23 protein-coding genes and 1 other annotated feature are annotated in these 20,702 nt (G+C 50.6%); of the genes, 16 read left to right on the top strand and 7 right to left on the bottom strand.

Translation table 11 applies throughout. The features are described from left to right. The 5 genes from ACJY2L_RS20560 to luxS form a co-directional block, all read left to right on the top strand. The coding region (locus ACJY2L_RS20560) for a hypothetical protein (RefSeq protein WP_439351310.1) at positions 1 to 291 on the top strand (291 nt) is incomplete at its 5' end. Between the two features lie 63 nt (positions 292 to 354). Beyond that, complete coding sequence (gene yqaB / locus ACJY2L_RS20555) at positions 355 to 921, top strand: fructose-1-phosphate/6-phosphogluconate phosphatase (RefSeq protein WP_067433155.1); 567 nt, start codon at positions 355 to 357, stop codon at positions 919 to 921. Beyond that, the gene (locus ACJY2L_RS20550) at positions 918 to 1,346 is read left to right on the top strand and encodes a YqaA family protein (protein ID WP_439213889.1); all 429 of its coding nucleotides are present in this window, start codon (positions 918 to 920) and stop codon (positions 1,344 to 1,346) included. Before yqaB ends, ACJY2L_RS20550 begins: the two co-directional genes overlap by 4 nt. Before the next feature lie 31 nt (positions 1,347 to 1,377). Then, positions 1,378 to 2,982 carry a glutamate--cysteine ligase gene (gene gshA, locus ACJY2L_RS20545; RefSeq protein ID WP_439213890.1) on the top strand — a complete coding sequence of 535 codons (1,605 nt, stop codon included), beginning with the start codon at positions 1,378 to 1,380 and terminating at the stop codon, positions 2,980 to 2,982. Between the two features lie 149 nt (positions 2,983 to 3,131). Next, positions 3,132 to 3,647, top strand: a complete 516-nt coding sequence (luxS, locus tag ACJY2L_RS20540) for an S-ribosylhomocysteine lyase (RefSeq protein ID WP_439213892.1) — start codon at positions 3,132 to 3,134, stop codon at positions 3,645 to 3,647. 57 nt (positions 3,648 to 3,704) lie between these two features. Here luxS and ACJY2L_RS20535 read toward each other — a convergent pair whose 3' ends face one another. Both ACJY2L_RS20535 and ACJY2L_RS20530 read right to left on the bottom strand, forming a co-directional pair. Then, complete coding sequence (locus tag ACJY2L_RS20535) at positions 3,705 to 4,991, bottom strand: HlyC/CorC family transporter (RefSeq protein ID WP_067433144.1); 1,287 nt, start codon at positions 4,989 to 4,991, stop codon at positions 3,705 to 3,707. Positions 4,992 to 5,018: 27 nt separating this feature from the next. Then, on the bottom strand, positions 5,019 to 5,810 hold the full coding sequence (locus ACJY2L_RS20530; RefSeq protein ID WP_067433141.1) for a cytochrome C assembly family protein: 792 nt from the start codon (positions 5,808 to 5,810) through the stop codon (positions 5,019 to 5,021). A 165-nt stretch (positions 5,811 to 5,975) separates the two neighbouring features. Between ACJY2L_RS20530 and ffh the strand changes: the two genes are divergently transcribed. From ffh to rplS, 5 genes are all read left to right on the top strand, one after another. After that, positions 5,976 to 7,337, top strand: coding sequence for a signal recognition particle protein (ffh, locus tag ACJY2L_RS20525; RefSeq protein WP_067433138.1), 1,362 nt, complete (start codon positions 5,976 to 5,978; stop codon positions 7,335 to 7,337). Between the two features lie 146 nt (positions 7,338 to 7,483). Then, complete coding sequence (rpsP, locus tag ACJY2L_RS20520) at positions 7,484 to 7,732, top strand: 30S ribosomal protein S16 (RefSeq protein ID WP_007893313.1); 249 nt, start codon at positions 7,484 to 7,486, stop codon at positions 7,730 to 7,732. Between the two features lie 18 nt (positions 7,733 to 7,750). Beyond that, positions 7,751 to 8,299 carry a ribosome maturation factor RimM gene (gene rimM / locus ACJY2L_RS20515; protein WP_067433135.1) on the top strand — a complete coding sequence of 183 codons (549 nt, stop codon included), beginning with the start codon at positions 7,751 to 7,753 and terminating at the stop codon, positions 8,297 to 8,299. Between the two features lie 35 nt (positions 8,300 to 8,334). Continuing rightward, entirely contained in the window at positions 8,335 to 9,099 is a 765-nt protein-coding gene (trmD, locus tag ACJY2L_RS20510; RefSeq protein ID WP_067433132.1) for a tRNA (guanosine(37)-N1)-methyltransferase TrmD, read from the top strand. 42 nt (positions 9,100 to 9,141) lie between these two features. Beyond that, positions 9,142 to 9,489, top strand: coding sequence for a 50S ribosomal protein L19 (gene rplS, locus ACJY2L_RS20505; RefSeq protein ID WP_003849035.1), 348 nt, complete (start codon positions 9,142 to 9,144; stop codon positions 9,487 to 9,489). A gap of 175 nt (positions 9,490 to 9,664) precedes the next feature. On the opposite strand, the gene ACJY2L_RS20500 is transcribed toward rplS, so the two are convergent. Continuing rightward, entirely contained in the window at positions 9,665 to 10,468 is an 804-nt protein-coding gene (locus tag ACJY2L_RS20500; protein WP_439213895.1) for an acyltransferase, read from the bottom strand. Positions 10,469 to 10,629: 161 nt separating this feature from the next. On the opposite strand from ACJY2L_RS20500, the gene ACJY2L_RS20495 reads away from it, so the two are divergent. The 3 genes from ACJY2L_RS20495 to tyrA all read left to right on the top strand — a co-directional run bounded on the left by ACJY2L_RS20495 (position 10,630) and on the right by tyrA (position 13,154). Continuing rightward, on the top strand, positions 10,630 to 10,836 hold the full coding sequence (locus ACJY2L_RS20495; RefSeq protein ID WP_439213897.1) for a hypothetical protein: 207 nt from the start codon (positions 10,630 to 10,632) through the stop codon (positions 10,834 to 10,836). Positions 10,837 to 10,947: 111 nt separating this feature from the next. Beyond that, positions 10,948 to 12,018 (top strand): 3-deoxy-7-phosphoheptulonate synthase, encoded by a 1,071-nt coding sequence (locus ACJY2L_RS20490; RefSeq protein ID WP_067433126.1) that lies wholly within the window; start codon positions 10,948 to 10,950, stop codon positions 12,016 to 12,018. A gap of 14 nt (positions 12,019 to 12,032) precedes the next feature. Beyond that, positions 12,033 to 13,154 carry a bifunctional chorismate mutase/prephenate dehydrogenase gene (gene tyrA, locus ACJY2L_RS20485; RefSeq protein ID WP_439213899.1) on the top strand — a complete coding sequence of 374 codons (1,122 nt, stop codon included), beginning with the start codon at positions 12,033 to 12,035 and terminating at the stop codon, positions 13,152 to 13,154. Between the two features lie 73 nt (positions 13,155 to 13,227). On the opposite strand, the gene pheA is transcribed toward tyrA, so the two are convergent. The 4 genes from pheA to bamD form a co-directional block, all read right to left on the bottom strand. Continuing rightward, positions 13,228 to 14,388, bottom strand: a complete 1,161-nt coding sequence (gene pheA, locus ACJY2L_RS20480; protein WP_187486808.1) for a bifunctional chorismate mutase/prephenate dehydratase — start codon at positions 14,386 to 14,388, stop codon at positions 13,228 to 13,230. Positions 14,389 to 14,410: 22 nt separating this feature from the next. Beyond that, positions 14,411 to 14,535, bottom strand: a sequence feature (Phe leader region). After that, positions 14,487 to 14,534, bottom strand: a complete 48-nt coding sequence (gene pheL, locus ACJY2L_RS20475) for a pheA operon leader peptide PheL (protein ID WP_187486813.1) — start codon at positions 14,532 to 14,534, stop codon at positions 14,487 to 14,489. (Overlaps the previous feature by 48 nt.) A gap of 97 nt (positions 14,536 to 14,632) precedes the next feature. Beyond that, entirely contained in the window at positions 14,633 to 14,959 is a 327-nt protein-coding gene (gene raiA / locus ACJY2L_RS20470) for a ribosome-associated translation inhibitor RaiA (protein WP_439213915.1), read from the bottom strand. 275 nt (positions 14,960 to 15,234) lie between these two features. Then, on the bottom strand, positions 15,235 to 15,966 hold the full coding sequence (bamD, locus tag ACJY2L_RS20465; RefSeq protein WP_439213901.1) for an outer membrane protein assembly factor BamD: 732 nt from the start codon (positions 15,964 to 15,966) through the stop codon (positions 15,235 to 15,237). Positions 15,967 to 16,096: 130 nt separating this feature from the next. Here bamD and rluD point away from each other — a divergent pair, with 130 nt between their 5' ends. The 3 genes from rluD to clpB all read left to right on the top strand — a co-directional run bounded on the left by rluD (position 16,097) and on the right by clpB (position 20,499). Further along, the gene (gene rluD / locus ACJY2L_RS20460; RefSeq protein ID WP_187486809.1) at positions 16,097 to 17,074 is read left to right on the top strand and encodes a 23S rRNA pseudouridine(1911/1915/1917) synthase RluD; all 978 of its coding nucleotides are present in this window, start codon (positions 16,097 to 16,099) and stop codon (positions 17,072 to 17,074) included. After that, positions 17,068 to 17,802 carry a purine nucleoside phosphorylase YfiH gene (gene yfiH / locus ACJY2L_RS20455; RefSeq protein WP_439213904.1) on the top strand — a complete coding sequence of 245 codons (735 nt, stop codon included), beginning with the start codon at positions 17,068 to 17,070 and terminating at the stop codon, positions 17,800 to 17,802. Before rluD ends, yfiH begins: the two co-directional genes overlap by 7 nt. 123 nt (positions 17,803 to 17,925) lie before the next feature. Next, the gene (gene clpB, locus ACJY2L_RS20450; RefSeq protein ID WP_439213906.1) at positions 17,926 to 20,499 is read left to right on the top strand and encodes an ATP-dependent chaperone ClpB; all 2,574 of its coding nucleotides are present in this window, start codon (positions 17,926 to 17,928) and stop codon (positions 20,497 to 20,499) included. The last annotated feature ends 203 nt before the right edge of the window (positions 20,500 to 20,702 follow it).

Here is a 20,702-nt window from a genome sequence, read left to right as displayed (position 1 = left end):
AGTACTCGGCTACGAACCGAGCGGTCGGAGGTTCGAATCCTCCCGGATGCACCATCTTTTCTTTCTCGTTTTATCCCCCTCAGTGCCATTCTGGCAAAAATAATTATTCCGGTCTGCATTATCAAACCTGCACGAGCTCTTAACCTTTTGCATGTTGTTTTGCATCTTCACAGCCACTCTCAATCCGCAAAAATTCGTCTTTTCAGGCCGTTATCGGCTTCAGAGCACGATCACCTTTTTCTGAATTGTAAAATTCTTAATACTTTCAAAGCATTTGCTGTTCATCACTGACGGCGACAACCCATGCGCTTTACGCTAAAGTAATGTCTCACTGACTGGATGCCCGGAGCGGTAATGTACGATCAATACGACGCCCTGATTTTCGATATGGACGGCACTATTCTCGATACGGAGCCTGCTCATCGAAAAGCGTGGTCGCAAGTATTAGCACGCTACGGGATGGCATTTGATGAATCAAAAATGATTGCTTACAACGGTTCGCCTACCTGGCGTCTGGCGGAAGTCATTATCGCTGAGAATCAGTTTGCAATGGATCCACATCAGTTAGCTGCTGAAAAAAACGCTGCGGTTAAAACACTGCTGCTGGATGATGTACGCGCTTTGCCATTAGTTGACGTCGTCAAAGCCTGGCATGGTCGTCGCCCGATGGCAGTAGGTACCGGTTCTGAACGCGCAATGGCTGTGGCACTGCTAGATAAGTTGGGCATCCTGCATCACTTTTCCGCCATTGTGGGCGCTGATGACGTCAGCGAACATAAACCCCATCCGGAAACATTCCTGCGTTGTGCGCAATTGCTTAGCGTGGCACCAGAAAAATGCATTGTTTTTGAAGATGCGGATTTTGGATTACAGGCTGCACGTGCGGCAGGCATGGATGTGGTGGATGTTCGCCTGTTGTGAATGACTGGCTGAGCTACAGCTCGTTGTTGACCAGCAGTTTTCTGAGCGCCACGCTGTTGCCGGGGAGTTCAGAAGTAGTGCTGGTGGCGTTGATAACCGCAGGGAAAGGCAATATCACCGGGTTAGTTTTTGCCGCATCGGTCGGTAACACGCTGGGCGGGTTAACAAATATTTTGATTGGTCGCTTACTGCCGGGCAAACCGCAGGGGCGATGGCATGACACAGCAATAGCGTGGTTGCGTCGGTTTGGTCCAGCAGCACTGTTGTTAAGCTGGTTGCCAGTTGTTGGCGATCTGCTTTGCGTCCTTGCCGGTTGGCTACGCTTTTCGTGGCTTCCGGCAATGCTGTTTTTAGCTATCGGCAAAACGCTGCGTTATATCCTAATAACGATAGCCACTTTACAGGGCATGGAATGGTGGCATTGATTCGCGAAGATTCGAGGCTACGGTTAACATTATGCTGAACAAAAATAAATTATTATCTGAGCGGGAGGTCAATGTGATCCCGGACGTATCCAAGGCGCTTTCCTGGCTGGAAGCCCACCCTCAAGCGCTGAAAGGCATTGGCCGTGGCATTGAACGCGAAACGTTGCGCGTGCAACCAGACGGTAAGCTGGCGACAACGCCTCATCCACACAGCCTGGGTTCAGCATTAACCCATGACTGGATTACCACCGACTTTGCAGAGACGCTGCTTGAGTTCATCACGCCGGTGGATCAGGACGTTGATCATCTGCTCGCGTTTTTGCGCGATATTCATCGCCATGTTGCGAAAGATCTGGGCGAAGAGCGCATGTGGCCGTTTAGCATGCCCTGCATCATCGAAGACAGCGACAAGATTGAACTGGCGCAATATGGCTCGTCCAATATTGGCCGAATGAAAACGCTTTATCGTGAAGGATTAAAAAACCGCTATGGCGCGCTGATGCAGACCATTTCAGGTATTCATTATAACTTCTCGCTGCCGCTCTCTTTTTGGCAGGAGTGGGCTGATGTGAAAGATGCAGAAAGCGGCAAAGAGAGCATCTCCGCCGGCTACCTGCGTCTGATCCGTAACTACTACCGTTTTGGCTGGATTATCCCTTACCTGTTCGGTGCTTCACCCGCAGTATGCTCCAGCTTTTTGCAGGGCAAAGAGAGCAAGCTGCCGTTTGAAAGCAATGATAACGACACGCTGTGGTTGCCTCATGCCACTTCTTTACGTCTGAGCGACTTAGGTTATACCAATAAATCGCAAAGCAATTTAGGGATTACCTTTAACTCGCTGGCAGGCTATGTTGAGGCCCTGAAGCGCGCGATCAAAACGCCATCCGAAGAGTATGCGGCGATGGGCATCAAAGATGCTGATGGTCACTGGTTACAGCTAAACACCAATGTGTTGCAGATCGAAAACGAGCTGTACGCGCCGATCAGGCCAAAGCGCGTTACGCGGCCGGGTGAGGCACCTTCTGACGCGCTGCTGCGCGGCGGTATTGAATACATTGAAGTGCGTTCACTGGACATCAATCCGTTCTCGCCTATTGGTGTGGATGCTAATCAGGTGCGCTTCCTCGACCTGTTCCTCATCTGGTGTACACTCGCAGATGCGCCGGAAATGTCCAGCGCTGAGCTGCTGTGTGCACGTCAAAACTGGAATCGGGTGATTCTGGAAGGACGCAAACCAGGCCAAACCATTGCAATGGGATGCGAAGAAGCCGAACAGCCGCTGCGCGACGTGGGTCGGGCGCTGTTCGAAGATTTCAGCCGCGTTGCGGAAGTGTTGGATCGTGAGCAGGATGAGCCGCATTATCAGAAGGTGTGCGAACAGCTGGTCGCCTCATTTGACGATCCGGAATTAACCTATTCTGCGCGCACGCTGCAGGCGCTGAAAGAGGGCGGTATTGCAGAAGTAGGCGCTGCATTAGCGGAACAGTATCGTCATATGCTCTCAGAGGAGCCGCTGGAAGTGCTGACTGAAGAGGCGTTCTCTCAGCAAGCGCTGGCGTCAATTGATAAGCAGAAGGCGTTAGAAGAGGGCGATACGTTAAGCCTGGAAGAGTATCTGGCCAGCCGCAAAGGCTAGAAAAGAAAAAGGCCACATCAATGTGGCCAAATTAACATCTCTGTTGTCAGGGATGATGATAACAAAATGCGCGTCTTTCATATATTCAGACGTTGAGTACCGAAAAAAGTTTCATCGTTCGGAAAATTTTTTTAAAAAGAGGTGACAACATGCCATTGCTGGACAGCTTTACCGTAGACCATACTCGCATGGCCGCTCCCGCTGTACGTGTAGCGAAGACCATGAATACCCCACATGGCGACACCATCACGGTTTTTGATCTGCGTTTCTGCGCACCAAACAAAGAAGTGATGCCTGAGCGTGGTATTCACACGCTCGAACATCTCTTCGCCGGTTTTATGCGTAATCATCTTAATGGCGATGGCGTTGAGATTATTGATATTTCGCCAATGGGATGCCGGACTGGCTTCTATATGAGCCTGATCGGTACGCCAGACGAGCAGCGCGTTGCCAGCGCATGGAAAGCCGCGATGGACGATGTGTTAAAGGTCGACGATCAAAACAAAATCCCTGAGCTAAATGAATATCAGTGCGGCACCTATGAGATGCATTCACTTGATGAAGCGCAGGATATTGCTCGTCACATCATTGAGCATGACGTGCGTGTGAACCACAACGATGAGTTGGCATTACCTGCAGATAAACTGCAGGAACTGCACATCTAGTCAGCATGCAGCGACAAAAAAGGCGGCCAGTTGGCCGCCTTTTTTATTGAGCAGAGATCAGGAGCCCACGGATTCTTTAACCGTTTTCTTCGGCTTGATTCTGACCTGTTTAACCATATTTTCCTGCACATCAAGAATATCGATATCGTAATTACCGATTTTGACGCGCGTGTTGGCGCTGGGAATCTCCTGTAGCACTTCCAGCAGCATCCCATTGATAGTGCGCGCCTCTTCTTCAGGTAGCGTCCAGTTAAAGGCTTTGTTGATTTCGCGAATATTGGCGCTGCCTTCGATCAACACCGAGCCGTCACTTTGCGGCATCACTTCTTCCGCCAGGCTCGGTGACATCGATGTGGTGAAGTCGCCGACGATCTCTTCAAGGATATCTTCAATGGTAACAAGGCCTTTGATATCGCCATATTCGTCCACCACCAGACCCACTTTCTTTTTGTTGCGCTGAAATTTGACCAGCTGGGTATTTAGCGGCGTGCCTTCCGGAATGTAGTAAATCTCATCGGCCGCGCGCAGCAGGGTCTCTTTATTGAACTCTTTTTTCTCGGTCATCAGGCGCCACGCTTCACGGACACGCAACATGCCGACGGTATCATCAAGCGAGTTACGATAAAGCACAATACGGCCGTGCGGTGAGTGCGAGAGCTGGCGAGCGATAGATTTCCAGTCGTCGTTGATATCAATACCCACAATCTCATTGCGCGGCACCATGATGTCATCGACGTTAACCTTTTCGAGATCCAGCACCGACAGCAGCATATCCTGATTGCGATTGGACATCAGCGAGCGCGATTCATAAACAATGGTGCGCAGCTCTTCTTTGCTTAGCGCAGAGCTGATCGCCGCATCGGTTTTAATGCCTACCATGCGCATTAAAACGCGCGTAATGCTGTTCAGGAGCCAGACCAGCGGCATCATGATGATCTGTAGCGGACCGAGCAGCAGGCTGCTGGGATAAGCCACTTTGTCTGGGTAAAGCGCGGCAACGGTCTTAGGCAGAACCTCGGCAAACACCAGTACGGCAAAGGTCAGAATACCAGTGGCAATGGCCACGCCCGCATCGCCATACAAACGCATGCCAACAATGGTTGCCAGCGAAGAGGCGAGGATATTAACCAGGTTGTTGCCGATCAGCACCAGGCTGATTAGGCGATCGGGGCGACGCAGCAGTTTCTCTACCCGACGAGCAGCGCGATGGCCACTTTTAGCCTGATGGCGCAGCTTATAGCGATTCAACGTCATCATGCCGGTTTCCGAGCCCGAGAAGTAGGCGGAGACGAAAACCATCACAACGAGTGTAATAATAAGCGTAGTGGTTGAAACATGTTCCAACGCGAAAGTCCCTTAGTTGAGCAGTAATTAGCGAGTGATAAGATGTTGCAGCATGCGGCTGCCAAAATAGGCCATGGTCAGCAGTAGTGCACCGCTGCAGTTGAACCAGACTACGCGACGTCCGCGCCAGCCTTCATGATAGTGCCCCCACAGCAGAACGATATAGACAAACCAGGCAATAATCGACAGCACGGCTTTATCAACGTTCTCCGGGCTAAACAGATCGTGCATGTAGAAAAGGCCGGTGCACAGTACCAGCGTCAGCAGCACCACGCCAATCTGCGTGATATGAAACATTTTCCGCTCAATGCTCATTAGCGGCGGCATATCGTTATTGAATGCCAGCTTTTTGTTTTTTAACTGATAATCAATCAGCGCCAGCTGCAGGGCATAGAGCGCGGCGATGATCAGCGTCGCGTAAGCCAGCAGAGAAAGACCGATGTGGATCATCATGCCCGGCGTTGTTTCCAGATGCGTGATAAACGCATTGGGCACAAAGGTGGCGAACGCCAGGTTTATCAGTGCAAAGCTGTAAACCACCGGCAGCAGTAGCCAGCCGCGATTGCGCGATGCAACAATCGTCATGATGCTGCATATGACCAGACTGACCAGCGAACCGATGTTGAGCAGGCTCAGGTTCTGACCGCCATCAAAGGCGAAAATGCGCTGTTGCAGAGCAATGGCATGCGCAACCAGTGCAATCACCGCTGAGAGCACGGCAAGTTTACGCCATGCGCTGCTTTGTCTGAGCAAGCCAGGGATAATCAGGGCAAGACTGAATGAGTAGGCGAAGAGCGCCAGGATCGCAAAAACGGACATAAGTTGATTCAGGTACCGGCCAGATAAGGAAAAAAGCAGTATAGCGCCAGCAACAGCATGCTCCAAACGATCTCACTGCCAATTGCAGAGATCGCTGACGCTTCGTGTTATAATCCGCGCAATTGTGCCGCTATTGCGGCCTCTCTTAATTCTGAGTGAGAGACAATGTTTGATAATTTAACCGATCGTTTATCGCAAACCCTGCGCAATATCAGTGGCCGCGGAAGGCTGACCGAAGAAAATATTAAAGAGACGCTGCGCGAAGTGCGTATGGCCCTGTTAGAGGCTGACGTAGCGTTACCAGTGGTCCGCGACTTTATCAATCGCGTAAAAGAACGTTCCGTTGGCCATGACGTTAACAAGAGCCTGACCCCCGGCCAGGAATTCATCAAAATCGTGCGTAACGAACTGGTTAACGCGATGGGCGATGAAAATAACCAGCTGAATTTAGCTGCTCAGCCGCCAGCAGTGGTGCTGATGGCTGGCCTGCAGGGCGCGGGTAAAACAACCAGCGTCGGTAAGCTGGGTAAGTTTCTGCGCGAGAAGCATAAAAAGAAAGTGCTGGTTGTTTCCGCTGACGTTTATCGCCCTGCGGCGATCAAGCAGCTCGAAACGCTGGCTGAACAGGTTGGCGTCGATTTTTGTCCGTCCGACTTGAGCCAGAAACCGGTTGATATCGTTAAAAACGCCCTGAAAGAAGCGAAGCTGAAGTTCTATGATGTGCTGCTGGTGGATACCGCCGGCCGTCTGCACGTAGACGAAGCGATGATGGATGAGATCAAACAGGTTCACGCGGCGATCAATCCCGTTGAAACGCTGTTTGTTGTCGATGCCATGACCGGCCAGGATGCTGCCAATACGGCAAAAGCTTTTAACGAAGCGCTGCCGCTTACCGGTGTGATTCTGACCAAAGTTGATGGTGATGCGCGCGGCGGTGCGGCACTCTCCATTCGCCATATCACCGGCAAACCGATCAAGTTCATGGGTGTTGGCGAAAAAACCGAAGCCCTGGAACCGTTCTATCCTGAGCGTATCGCCTCGCGTATCCTTGGTATGGGCGACGTATTGTCGCTTATCGAAGATATCGAAAGCAAAGTTGACCGTGCACAGGCTGAAAAACTGGCCAGTAAGCTTAAAAAAGGCGACGGCTTCGATCTTAACGACTTCCTTGAGCAGCTTAAGCAGATGCGCAACATGGGCGGTATGGCGAGCCTGATGGGCAAGCTACCGGGCATGGGCCAGTTGCCGGATAACGTTAAGTCACAGATGGATGACAAAGTTCTGGTGCGTATGGAAGCGATGATCAACTCCATGACGCGCAAAGAGCGTGAAAAACCAGAGATTATTAAAGGCTCACGCAAGCGCCGTATCGCGGTGGGCTCAGGTATGCAGGTGCAGGATGTCAATCGTTTGCTGAAGCAATTCGATGATATGCAGCGCATGATGAAGAAGATGAAGAAGGGCGGCATGGCGAAAATGATGCGTGGCATGAAGGGTATGATGCCACCTGGTTTTCCTGGCCGTTAATCAATTCAGCACATAAAGCCCGCAAAGGTTATGTAGTTTCGATTGCTTTTTGCGCCAAAATGAGTAAAATTTTCGGGCTTTTTATAACACACCCGGACCCCGTTCCTCGATGGGGGCCGGGTGTTTTATTCACTAAAGAGGATGTTATGGTTACAATTCGTTTGGCACGTCACGGCGCTAAAAAGCGTCCGTTCTATCAGGTCGTCGTTACTGACAGCCGCAATGCACGTAACGGTCGCTTCATCGAGCGCGTTGGTTTCTTCAACCCGATCGCATCTGGTCAGGCTGAAGGTCTGCGTCTGGACCTGGATCGTATTGAGCACTGGGTTGGCCAGGGCGCAACGCTTTCTGATCGCGTTAACGCGCTGATCAAAGAAGCTAAGAAAGCAGCTTAATCTGTCACGGTGGTTAGCATGAGCAAGCAACTCGCCGCACAGCCTCCCGTCACGCCAGTGGTTTTAGGCAAAATGGGCTCGGCCTACGGCATTCGTGGTTGGCTCAAAGTGTTTTCATCCACCGAAGACGCTGAAAGCATTTTCGATTACCAGCCGTGGTTTATTCAACGTGCTGGTAAATGGCAGCATGTCGAGCTGGAAAGCTGGAAACGCCATAATCAGGACATGATCATCAAAGTCAAAGGCATTGAAGATCGTGATGCTGCGGTACTGCTGACCAACTGCGAAATCTTTGTCGATTCGCAGCAGCTGCCGGAACTGGAAGAGGGTGACTACTACTGGAAGGACCTTATGGGCTGCCAGGTTATCACCACTGAAGGTTACGAGTTAGGTAAAGTCGTCGATATGATGGAAACCGGCTCCAACGATGTACTCGTTGTGAAAGCAAACCTGAAGGATGCATTCGGTGCGCAGGAACGTTTAATCCCGTTCCTTGATGAACAGGTTATCAAGAAAGTCGATCTCTCTACCGGCACCATTGAAGTAGATTGGGATCCTGGTTTTTGATCTCCGGACAAAGCGGTAACGTAACGGCGAACGCGATGTGGATTGGTGTAATCAGCCTGTTTCCAGAGATGTTTCGTGCTATTACCGACTTCGGGGTAACTGGTCGGGCAGTAAAAAATGGCCTGCTCAGCATTGAGAGTTGGAGTCCGCGTGACTTCGCTCACGACCGGCACCGTACCGTAGACGATCGTCCGTACGGTGGCGGACCGGGAATGCTGATGATGGTGCAACCTTTACGGGACGCTATCCACGCAGCGAAAGCGGCGGCAGGGGAAGGCGCTAAGGTGATTTATCTTTCACCTCAGGGACGCAAACTGGACCAACAGGGCGTTTGCGAGCTGGCAGCGCAGCAGAAGTTAATTCTGGTGTGTGGCCGCTATGAAGGTATCGACGAGCGCGTAATCAAAACCGAAATTGATGAAGAATGGTCAATTGGCGATTACGTTCTCAGCGGCGGGGAACTTCCGGCAATGACGCTGATTGATTCCGTATCCCGGTTTATTCCGGGCGTATTGGGTAAGCAGGCGTCAGCAGATGAAGATTCGTTCTCAGATGGCTTGTTGGATTGTCCGCACTATACCCGCCCTGAAGTGTTAGAAGGGATGGAGGTTCCGCCAGTTTTGCTGTCGGGCAACCATGCTGAGATCCGCCGGTGGCGCCTGAAACAGTCGTTGGGCCGTACCTGGCTTAGAAGACCTGAACTTCTGGAAAACCTGGCTCTGACTGAAGAGCAAGCTAAGTTGCTTAACGAATTCCAACGGGAATGTCGTCAGCAACAAAACGATGATGCGGAAGAGTGATCTTCCTTAAATATCAGTTTACCCAGGATAAGAGAATTAATTATGAGCAACATTATTAAGCAAATTGAACAAGAGCAGATGAAACAGGACGTACCTTCATTCCGTCCGGGTGATTCCGTGGAAGTGAAAGTATGGGTCGTTGAAGGTTCTAAAAAACGTCTGCAGGCATTCGAGGGCGTGGTTATCGCTATTCGTAACCGCGGTCTGCACTCTGCATTCACTGTTCGTAAAATTTCCAACGGCGAAGGTGTTGAGCGTGTATTCCAGACTCACTCACCAGTAATTGACAGCATTGCTGTTAAACGTCGTGGCGCTGTGCGTAAAGCCAAACTGTACTACCTGCGTGAGCGTACTGGTAAGTCAGCTCGTATCAAAGAGCGTCTTAACTAAGGTATCGCTAACGCGACATCCAAAAGTTAAAGTGAATCAGGGGGTTGGCAAGATGCCAACCCCTTTTTTGTGCGTCACGTTGGGTGAACGTTAGGGCGTAACAGGCCTAAGTTTGCAGCGATGGTATTGATCGGCTTACGCGTTAACGCATTACCGGCAGGGAGACTAAAGAAAGTCAGGCGCCATAGAAACGATTTTTATTTTTGTTTGCTGCCAGCGTCAACAGCAGTCTGGCTTTGTCTTGTACGCTGGCTGTCTGCAAAAGCTTGCGATCAAACGCCACCATATCCATCGCCTGGCCGTCATTTTCAAACACAAAATTCTGATGGGGGAAAATGCTGTAATGCTGAGTCATTGGCTCTGTCCAGCTATGAACGCTTTCGCCAGACCAGAAAATGTTTTCCTGAATCCTTTTGGCTGGGTTGCCAGCCCAACTACAGTTTGATTTCACTGTTTTCCCGGCTAGCACGCTCATTGCACCCACTATGCTGCCTGAATGAATCACGCTGCCTTTCAGTATCATTGCATGCTGTCCAATCCACACATGATCGCCAATGACGATGCTTTTTGAAGGATTGATCCTTTGCATGTTGGTTGCGGCGTAAATCAGGTGAGCATCGGAATTCCTGATCCAGATATCAGAAGAAAACATGCACTGATTACCCAGGATGAAATTTTGCCCTTCAGAAATGATGACATTCAACTTTTCGTTAAAGTAGTTGTTCTGGCCCACATAAGCGGCAGAGTGAGAAAATATGACCATATTCATTTCATAACTGAAGCAATTGCTGCTCAGATAAATGACACCATTGTCACCTTTGAAGGATATTGTTGAATTGGTGAGAGTAATATTATCCTCAAAAATTAGTAAGTTATTTTCACCGACGAAGTTAATTGTGCTGTTAACCATGCGAGGATGGGTGCCCAGACAGGCATTATTCTTAAGATCCTTCAGTTGAGCGCCATCTTCAATGATCATCTATTTTCCTGCGATTGTGACTCAGTTTTAACTACGACACTCTCTGCCATAAAAATCAGTCTACTGTTGAGAGCTTTTAAGGAATCAATCAGCCTGTTAACAGCGACACGGCTGGCGGCAGGCTTAATCCCCAAACCAACTTACCAGGCGTATAAAACGCTTTGGCTGATGAAGAAGCATTTCATGCCGCCAGAGTTCATCAGGCACGCCCTGCTGGCCATTATTTCAGCAATGCCAGGAAAAGAATCATGCCAGCATTCCAACTGATGGCTACAGGTTACTGGGCATGTGTAAAGATAATATTACATTGGCTTATTTTATATTATTTATATTTTTCAATAAGTTGTATTGTTTTTAAGGGTATTTAATTCATTATGGTAATAAATGTGTACATACTGGATTGCAAGTTTTACATGCTGTGGTAAATTAATGCTCATTCCTCGCTGAGGATCAAACATATGAATTAAAGGATCCTGATCATGCAAAAAGATGCGCTAAACAATGTACACATTACCAATGAGCAAATTCTCATTACGCCAGAAGAGCTGAAACGTAAGATCCCGCTGGAACCTCGTCTTGAGTCACAGGTTGCTGCCTCTCGCCAAACCATTGCGGACATCATTGCTGGACGCGATCCACGTCTTCTGGTGGTATGCGGCCCGTGTTCAATTCACGATACCGAAGCTGCGCTGGAATATGCGAGTCAGCTGAAGCAACTGGCCGAAGAAGTGCAGGATGAGCTCTATATTGTTATGCGCGTCTACTTTGAAAAACCTCGTACCACCGTAGGCTGGAAAGGGCTGATCAACGATCCTTACATGGATAACTCGTTTGATATGGAAGCCGGACTGCATATTGCGCGTGAACTGTTGGTGAGTTTGATTGAGATGGGTTTACCTCTTGCCACTGAAGCGTTGGATCCAAACAGCCCGCAATACCTTGGCGATCTGTTTAGCTGGTCGGCGATCGGAGCCCGCACTACTGAATCACAAACCCACCGCGAGATGGCGTCAGGCCTGTCAATGCCGGTTGGATTCAAAAATGGCACCGATGGCAGCCTCGGCACCGCTATCAACGCGATGCGTGCTGCCGCCATGCCGCACCGTTTTGTGGGTATCAACCAGGCAGGGCAAGTTTGCCTGCTGCAAACCCAGGGTAATCCTGATGGGCACGTGATTTTGCGTGGTGGTAAAGCACCAAACTACGGTCCGGAAGATGTGGCGCAGTGTGAGAAAGAGATGGTTAAAGCAGGACTGCGTCCGGCCTTGATGATAGATTGCAGCCATGGCAATTCTAACAAAGATTTTCGTCGTCAATCTGGCGTAGCAGAATCCGCCGTTGCGCAGATCAAAGATGGTAATCGCTCAATTATTGGCCTGATGTTAGAAAGTCATCTTAATGAAGGCAATCAATCTTCAGAGCAGCCGCGCAGCGAAATGCGTTATGGCGTATCCGTAACCGATGCCTGTATTAATTGGGAAACTACCGAGACCTTGCTGCGCAGCATGCAACAGGATCTGCAGGGCGTGTTGACGAAACGTCTGTCCTGAGAGGTTAACAGTATATGGTGGCTGAACTGACCGCATTACGCGATCAAATCGATACGGTCGATAAAGCACTTCTTGACCTGCTGGCGAAACGCCTGGCGCTGGTTGCAGAAGTGGGCGAGGTTAAAAGCCGCTATGGCTTACCGATATATGTGCCTGAGCGTGAGGCGAGCATGCTTGCTTCGCGACGTAAGGAAGCAGAAGCGCTGGGTGTACCTGCTGATTTAATTGAGGACGTACTGCGCCGGGTGATGCGCGAGTCCTACACCAGTGAAAATGATAAAGGCTTCAAAACGCTGAATCCGGCTTTGCGACCGGTGGTGATTGTAGGTGGCAAAGGGCAGATGGGGCGGCTATTTGAAAAAATGCTGACGCTGTCGGGCTATCAGGTGAGAATTCTTGATAAGGACGAATGGCCACAGGCGGAGTCGCTGTTAAATGATGCAGGCATGGTCATTATCAGCGTACCGATTCATCTGACAGAAGAGATTATTGCCTCACTGCCAGCGCTACCTGACGACTGTATTTTGGTTGATTTGGCTTCGGTGAAGAATAAACCGTTACAGGCGATGCTGGCGGCGCATAGCGGGCCAGTATTGGGGCTGCATCCGATGTTCGGCCCTGACAGCGGCAGTCTGGCGAAGCAGGTTGTCGTGTGGTGTGATGGCCGTGAGCCAGAAGCGTACCAATGGTTCCTGGAGCAGATTCAGGTGTGGGGCGCACGTATACATCGTACCAGCGCCGTTGAACACGATCAGAATATGGCTTTTATCCAGGCGCTGCGGCATTTCGCCACCTTCGCGTATGGATTGCATCTGGCTGAGGAGAACGTGCAACTCGATCAACTGTTGGCGCTTTCATCACCCATTTACCGGCTGGAGCTGGCAATGGTGGGGCGCTTGTTTGCTCAGGATCCACAACTTTATGCTGATATCATTATGTCGTCTGAGAGCAACCTGGCGTTGATCAAGCGTTACTATCAACGCTTTGGCGACGCCATTGCGCTACTGGAAAATGGTGACAAGCAGGCGTTCATTAACAGTTTCCGCAAGGTTGAACATTGGTTCGGCGATCATGCCCAACGATTTATGCTTGAGAGCCGCACGCTGCTGCGTTCGGCAAACGATATTCGTCAGTAATCGCTGAATACATGCGCGATAAATAAAAAACGCCGACTGCAGAGTCGGCGTTTTTTATTACCCGTGTCGAATATCAGGCGGGATCGACCGGAATAACGTTTTCGCCAGGATAGCAGCCAAGCACTTTCAGCGAGCGGGTAATTGCGGTTAATTCGCGCAGCGCATGCTGCATCGCCTCTGAGCGTAAATTGCCCTGTACATCAAGATAAAACATCTCTTCCCAGGGGTTGCCGTTGATTGGGCGCGATTCAAGTTTGCTCATGATGAGGTTGTGCTGGCGCAATACCAACAGCGCTTCCACCAGCGCACCGGCTTGCTGGCCGGTTGCCATGATCAGCGTTGTTTTCGCTGGCACCTGCGACGATACCTCAACGGCTTTACGCGCCAGGATAATAAAGCGCGTGATATTTTGCTGTTGATTAGCAAGATGGCGTTCGAGCACCTTTAGCTGATACAACTCGCCGCCTGCTTCGCTGCCGATAGCCGCAACGGTGGGCGAATTCATAGCCGCAACTTTCTCCATTGCCGCTGCGGTGCTTTCGGTATATTCAATTTTCCAGTGTGGAAAACGATTTAAAAATTGGCTGCACTGCTGAAACGGCTGTGGATGACTGTAAACCGTGTCGATTTTCTGCAGATCGGCTGCACCCGCCACCAGAATGCAATGATCAATCGGCACGGTCATTTCACCCACTATAGACAGGCTGGTTTGCTGCAGCAGATCATAAACATCGTTGATTGAACCGGAACTGGTGTTTTCAATCGGCAACACGGCGTAATCCGCCTGTCCGGTTTCCACCTGTTTTATAATGTCATGAAATTTAAGGCAGCCGCATTCCACATAGTTTTCAAAATGGCGAGTCGCATACTTACGGGCTGCCAGATGTGAGTAGGAGCCTTTCGGGCCAAGAAAGGCGATACGTGCCGATTGCAGCTGAGTTTGATTCAAATCCTTTTGCAGCAATGCCTGCTGCGTCAGAACTGAATCCTCAATGATCAGCTGAAATAGCCGGGTAATGTAATGCGCATCGAGCTTATGTACTTTGCCCAGAGTAATCAGATGCTCAAGCAGCTGACGTTCGCGTTCGGTATCACGGATCGGGCGTTTGGTGGCCATTTTGGCCTGAGCCACACCAATGGCCAACTGGCGGCGTTCAGCCAGCAGCTTCAGCAGTTTCTCATCTACGGCACTGATTTTATCGCGCAATACCAGTAAAGGGTTGTCGGATGTCATAGGGCTACCTGTAAGCGGTGCAATAAAAAAAGCCTCCCGTTTGGGAGGCTTTGATGTTCGTCTTCGGTTTCTTTCTCACACGACGCATCGCCTCCCTGTTAGGGGAAAATAAAAAAGAAGGCGAAGAAAAACGGTGATAGTTTCATTAAATGTTCCACAAAAACCAGGGGATAACCTTACCCGTAGCAATTTCATGCTGTCAATAAAAAACGCGCCCTGAGGCGCGTTATTCATGGCGAGATAATCAACTGACGATACTGATATCTTTTACGCTGGCGTTGGCCCGACGAGCTTCGCCTTTATGCTGCACTTTATTCAGTTGGCGAACCAGCTTAGCAATCAGCTCATTAATAGCGGTGTACATGTCTTCATGCTTGGCGCTCGCGACCAGCGTGCCGTTGGGGGTGTTGATGGTTGCATCGGCAACAAAATCTTTGGGTTCTTTGGAAAGGACAATATGAGGATTAATCAGATCGGTTTGCCATTTTTCTAATTTGGCGAGGCGTTCCTCGACGTGCTGGCGAATGGCTTCAGTGATTTCCATCTGCTTGCTGGTAATGTTCACAATCATCATTAATACCTCTCTGTTGTTCCCGGATTGGTAGGTTCAGCATAACGTTTAAGGCAGTTATTTGTGTGATCTAGGTCACGAAAAAATGTCACTTAATGTCAATGAGAAGGATTTGTGAGGTGCTTTCCCAAACCTGCGTAGTGCCGCTTGAGCTGTGAGAAATTAACAGGCATAGTTGATGAGTTAACGCAGGCGAAACGGCAGAAATAAGCGCGGTTCCCCGCCATAAAAAAAGGCAGCATGAGGCTGCCTTTTTAGTTTGAAGCAGATCCTTTTCAGGCCGGATTAGCGGCAATCAGCTTAGCAACTTTGTCTGCTTCAGCGTTTAGCTGCAGCTTACGGTAAGCGTTTTCCATCAGCGGCAATGCCTGGCGCGTTGCCTGCGTATCATTGTAATCACGCATCATTCCCTCTACACGATTAACAACAGCGACATAAGCCCCGCGTTTAGTATAGAATTGCGCCACAGAAAGCTCATATTTAGCCAAACGGTCTTTCAGGTAAACTAAACGCTTATTGGCATCGGTAGCATATTGGCTGTTCGGATAGTTCCGCAGCAGCTGCGAAAAGTCACGAAATGCATCACGTGCATGGGTCGGATCGCGATCCGAACGATCGATACCAAAAAAGCCCTGTAATGCAGAATCATCCAGCGCCATGTCAGTCAGTCCTTTCATGTAGACGACATAATCAATATTTGGATGAGTCGGATTCAGACGCATAAAGCGTTCGATAGCTGCCTGAGCCAGCGGTAAATCGGCATTTTTGTAATAAGCGTAAATGAGATCAAGCTGCACTTGCTGTGAGTAAGGACCAAACGGATAACGGTTATCCAGCGCTTCGAGTTGCGTTATTGCTCCTTTGAAGTTACCGTCCTGCAGCTTTTGCTGAGCCGTAGCGTAAAGCTCAGATGGCGGGCTGTCAGGTACCGTATCCTTGGAGCTGGAGCAACCGACCAGTGCCAGGCTCAACGTGGCTGCAGCCACCAAATATTTCATACGCATCATGACGATTTGCTTATCCTCAAAGTGTTAGTGCGGAAGCTGTCCGTTAAGCTTCCGATAGTGACCGGGTACGATAGCACATTATATTAAACGGCATCGCCGTGAAAACCCAACGTTAACGAAGAAGCTGTATATGGCACAACTAGTACAACTCACCGCAACGGTGTCTGAGTCGCAACTTGGACAACGCTTAGATCAGTCTTTAGCAGAATTGTTCCCTGATTATTCCCGTTCTCGCATTAAAGAGTGGATTCTTGAGCGCCGTGTAACGGTAAATGGCGCAATTGTCGACACACCCAAAGAGAAAGTCCTGGGTGGAGAGAAGGTCGCCATTGATGCGGCTATCGAAGAAGCGCAGCGCTGGGAAGCGCAGGATATTGCACTGGATATCGTTCATGAAGACGATGACATCCTGGTCATCAATAAACCGCGTGGGCTGGTGGTACATCCAGGCGCAGGCAATCCTGATGGCACGGTGCTCAATGCGTTGCTGCATTACTATCCGCCAATCATGGATGTGCCGCGTGCAGGTATTGTGCATCGTCTTGATAAAGATACCACCGGCTTGATGGTGGTGGCGAAAACGGTACCGGCGCAAACCTATCTGGTTGAATCACTACAGCTGCGTGAAATCACGCGCGAATATGAGGCGGTGGCCATTGGCCGCATGACCGCGGGCGGCACGGTGAATGAACCGATCAGTCGGCATTCAACGAAACGCACCCACATGGCCGTGCACCCAATGGGCAAGCCAGCCACAACGCATTACCGCATCATGGAACATTTTCGTGCGCATACTCGTCTGCGACTGCGTCTCGAAACCGGCCGAACGCATCAGATTCGCGTGCATATGTCACATATCAACCATCCATTAGTCGGCGATCCACTTTATGGTGGCCGTCCGCGTCCGCCAAAAGGCGCTTCTGATGAATTCGTGCAGACGCTGCGCGGCTTCGATCGTCAGGCGCTGCATGCGACGATGCTCCGTTTGTACCATCCTATTACCGGTATTGAGATGGAGTGGCATGCACCCTTGCCACAGGATATGGTTGAGTTGAATGCCGCTCTGAAGGCCGATACTGAAATGTTCAAGGACCAGCTTGATTGGTAAGTCACCTGATCATTCCTGACTGGCCGGCACCGGCTAATGTTCGGGCCTGTTCAACAACACGTGCGGGCGGCATCAGTGCTGCACCCTGGGATTCGTTGAATCTTGGCGCGCACGTGGGTGATAACCCGGCAGCCGTCGCGGCAAATCGTCAGCGTCTGGTAGAGTTGGCCTCACTGCCAGCCATGCCGGTATGGCTCGATCAGGTTCATGGTACCGATGTTGTGCACCTGACTGAGGCCTTTGACCGGCCTCCGCAAGCCGACGCCGTCTGGAGCAACCACGCTGCTATGCCGTGTGCCGTAATGACGGCAGATTGTTTACCTGTACTGTTTTGCTCTTATGATGGCACAGAGGTCGCGGCGGCACATGCAGGATGGCGCGGCCTGTGTGCAGGCGTGCTGGAGAATACGCTGGCGCAGTTTAGCGTTCCCGCTGCGCAGATTCATATCTGGCTGGGTCCTGCAATTGGCCCACAACGTTTTGAAGTCGGTGCAGAAGTGCGCGCTGCCTTTATGGCGCATGACGCTGAGGCCGCCACAGCCTTTGTGCCAGCTGGCGAGAAATACCTCGCTGATATCTGGCAATTAGCCCGTCAGCGTTTAACCGCCTGTGGCGTAACCTCAATCAGCGGCGGCACGCATTGTACCGTTTCTGAACCTGAACATTTTTTTTCCTGGCGGCGCGACGGATCAACCGGTCGTATGGCAACTTTGGTTTGGCTGTTATAACCTTGCACCACAAGACGATCCGGTAGCGTATTTTTTATACCAGATACAGGTCATAAACCTTGAAAACTTGAGGTAAGACCTCATTTAATCTCCAGTAGCATTATGACCTTAATGGGAGGAATTATGCGTCTGGATCGTCTTACCAATAAATTTCAGCTGGCTTTAGCTGATGCCCAATCGCTTGCTCTCGGGCGTGATAACCAATTCATCGAACCTCTTCATCTGATGAGCGCATTGCTTAATCAGGAAGGCGGATCTGTACGGCCTTTATTAAGTTCTGCCGGAGCCGATGTTGCCGCATTACGCAGCAGTATCGAACAGGCTATCAGCCGTTTGCCGCAGGTTGAAGGCGCGGATGGTGATGTGCAACCTTCCGCCGATCTCATCCGCGTGCTCAATCTTTGCGACAAGCTGGCGCAAAAACGCGGTGACAATTTTATTTCATCTGAGCTATTTGTCCTGGCGGCACTCGATTCGCGCGGTTCTCTGGCGGATCTCCTGAAAAATGCAGGTGCTACTCAGGAGAAGCTAAACCATGCCATTGAACAACTTCGTGGAGGAGACAACGTGAACGATCAGGGTGCTGAAGATCAGCGTCAGGCATTAAAAAAATACACTGTCGATCTCACCGAGCGTGCGGAGCAGGGCAAGCTTGACCCGGTCATTGGTCGTGACGAAGAGATTCGTCGCACGATTCAGGTATTACAGCGCCGTACCAAGAATAACCCGGTGCTGATTGGTGAACCGGGCGTGGGTAAAACGGCGATTGTTGAAGGACTTGCTCAGCGGATCATTAATGGCGAAGTGCCCGAAGGCCTTAAAGGCCGTCGGGTGCTGGCGCTGGATATGGGCGCGCTGGTGGCCGGTGCTAAATATCGCGGGGAGTTCGAAGAACGCCTCAAAGGAGTGCTCAGCGATCTTTCTAAGCAGGAAGGCAACGTAATCCTGTTTATTGACGAGCTGCACACCATGGTCGGAGCCGGTAAAGCCGATGGTGCGATGGATGCAGGCAACATGCTTAAACCTGCGCTGGCTCGCGGTGAGCTGCATTGTGTTGGCGCAACCACGCTTGATGAGTATCGGCAGTATATAGAGAAGGATGCTGCTCTGGAGCGCCGTTTCCAGAAGGTGTTGGTGGCTGAGCCCAGCGTGGAAGATACGATTGCGATTCTGCGTGGCTTAAAAGAGCGCTATGAGCTGCATCACCATGTGCAGATCACCGACCCGGCTATTGTGGCCGCTGCGACATTATCGCACCGCTACATTGCCGATCGCCAGCTGCCGGATAAAGCTATCGACCTGATTGACGAAGCCGCATCAAGTATTCGTATGCAGATTGACTCAAAACCAGAGGCGTTGGATCGTCTGGAGCGGCGCATTATTCAGCTCAAACTTGAGCAGCAGGCTCTGAAGAAAGAGTCCGATGACGCCAGCATTAAGCGGCTTAACATGCTGGAAGAGGAACTCAATCAGAAAGAGCGCGAATACGCTGAGCTGGAAGAAGAGTGGAAAGCAGAAAAAGCATCGCTGTCAGGCACGCAGAATATTAAAGCAGAGCTTGAGCAGGCGCGATTGGCCATTGAGCAGGCACGCCGCGTAGGTGATTTAGCGCAGATGTCTGAACTGCAATATGGAAAAATTCCGGAGCTGGAGAAACAGCTGGCCGCGGCGACGCAGTCAGAGGGCAAAACTATGCGTCTGTTGCGTAACCGCGTGACCGAGGTAGAAATTGCTGACGTGCTGGCGCGTTGGACCGGTATACCAGTGGACCGCATGATGGAAGGCGAACGTGACAAGCTGCTGCGCATGGAGCAACAGTTGCATTCACGCGTGATTGGTCAGAATGAGGCGGTTGAAGCGGTATCGAATGCGATTCGTCGCAGCCGTGCTGGCCTGGCCGATCCAAATCGACCTATCGGCTCCTTCTTGTTCCTCGGTCCGACCGGGGTCGGGAAAACGGAATTGTGCAAAGCGCTGGCGAACTTCCTCTTCGACAGTGATGATGCGATGGTGCGGCTCGATATGTCTGAGTTTATGGAGAAGCACTCTGTTTCACGATTGGTGGGTGCACCTCCAGGCTATGTCGGTTATGAAGAGGGCGGATATCTCACTGAGGCGATACGTCGTCGGCCTTACTCAGTGATTTTGCTGGATGAGATAGAAAAAGCGCATCCGGACGTATTTAACATCCTGCTTCAGGTACTGGATGATGGACGCCTCACGGATGGACAGGGTAGAACGGTTGATTTCCGCAATGCGGTCGTCATCATGACATCAAACCTCGGATCGGATTTGATTCAGGAGCGCTTCGGTGCAGTGAATTATGACGAGATGAAGAAAGTGGTGATGACAGTGGTTGGCCAACATTTCCGCCCTGAGTTCATTAACCGTATCGATGAGCTGGTGGTCTTCCACCCTCTGGCCGAATCGCATATTGCTTCTATTGCTAAAGTGCAATTGCAGCGGCTGTACAAGCGTCTGGAAGATCGCGGCTTCACGATCGATATCTCAGATGATGCATTGATACTGTTGGGACAGAATGGCTACGATCCGGTTTATGGCGCGCGTCCTCTGAAGCGCGCTATTCAGCAACAGATAGAGAACCCGTTAGCGAATCAAATCTTGGCGGGAACTTTGTTACCTGGTAAAAACATCAAGCTTGATGTTGAAGACGGCCAAATCGTCGCTCATCAATAAGTAGTATCCGTCAAAAATGGGCCTTCGGGCCCATTTTTGTTGGTTTTTTATACTATTGCAGGCCTTTTAAGGCTGTTTTGTTTGCAAAATAAGCAACTGAAATAATTTCTGCATTTAGGGGTTGCCACTCCGCAAAAAATCCCTATACTGCGCCTCCACTGACACGGAACAACGGCTTACACAGCGGCGTGTCAGGAAGAGAT

It is taken from the genome of Duffyella sp. Ts4, from assembly GCF_051851875.1.
Taxonomy (GTDB): Bacteria; Pseudomonadota; Gammaproteobacteria; order Enterobacterales; family Enterobacteriaceae; genus Duffyella; species Duffyella gerundensis.
This window is presented reverse-complemented; position numbering and strand designations above follow the sequence as displayed.

Bases quoted from the DNA above. Each gene is read 5' to 3' on its own strand.
- yqaB (WP_067433155.1), top strand. From the start codon at position 355: ATGTACGATCAATACGACGCCCTGATTTTCGATATGGACGGCACTATT.
- trmD (WP_067433132.1), top strand. From the start codon at position 8,335: ATGTGGATTGGTGTAATCAGCCTGTTTCCAGAGATGTTTCGTGCTATT.
- ACJY2L_RS20530 (WP_067433141.1), bottom strand. From the start codon at position 5,810: ATGTCCGTTTTTGCGATCCTGGCGCTCTTCGCCTACTCATTCAGTCTT.
- raiA (WP_439213915.1), bottom strand. From the start codon at position 14,959: ATGATTGTGAACATTACCAGCAAGCAGATGGAAATCACTGAAGCCATT.
- gshA (WP_439213890.1), top strand. From the start codon at position 1,378: ATGCTGAACAAAAATAAATTATTATCTGAGCGGGAGGTCAATGTGATC.
- ffh (WP_067433138.1), top strand. From the start codon at position 5,976: ATGTTTGATAATTTAACCGATCGTTTATCGCAAACCCTGCGCAATATC.
- pheA (WP_187486808.1), bottom strand. From the start codon at position 14,388: ATGACATCCGACAACCCTTTACTGGTATTGCGCGATAAAATCAGTGCC.
- rluD (WP_187486809.1), top strand. From the start codon at position 16,097: ATGGCACAACTAGTACAACTCACCGCAACGGTGTCTGAGTCGCAACTT.
- ACJY2L_RS20490 (WP_067433126.1), top strand. From the start codon at position 10,948: ATGCAAAAAGATGCGCTAAACAATGTACACATTACCAATGAGCAAATT.
- rplS (WP_003849035.1), top strand. From the start codon at position 9,142: ATGAGCAACATTATTAAGCAAATTGAACAAGAGCAGATGAAACAGGAC.
- luxS (WP_439213892.1), top strand. From the start codon at position 3,132: ATGCCATTGCTGGACAGCTTTACCGTAGACCATACTCGCATGGCCGCT.
- rimM (WP_067433135.1), top strand. From the start codon at position 7,751: ATGAGCAAGCAACTCGCCGCACAGCCTCCCGTCACGCCAGTGGTTTTA.
- rpsP (WP_007893313.1), top strand. From the start codon at position 7,484: ATGGTTACAATTCGTTTGGCACGTCACGGCGCTAAAAAGCGTCCGTTC.
- bamD (WP_439213901.1), bottom strand. From the start codon at position 15,966: ATGATGCGTATGAAATATTTGGTGGCTGCAGCCACGTTGAGCCTGGCA.
- tyrA (WP_439213899.1), top strand. From the start codon at position 12,033: ATGGTGGCTGAACTGACCGCATTACGCGATCAAATCGATACGGTCGAT.
- clpB (WP_439213906.1), top strand. From the start codon at position 17,926: ATGCGTCTGGATCGTCTTACCAATAAATTTCAGCTGGCTTTAGCTGAT.
- ACJY2L_RS20500 (WP_439213895.1), bottom strand. From the start codon at position 10,468: ATGATCATTGAAGATGGCGCTCAACTGAAGGATCTTAAGAATAATGCC.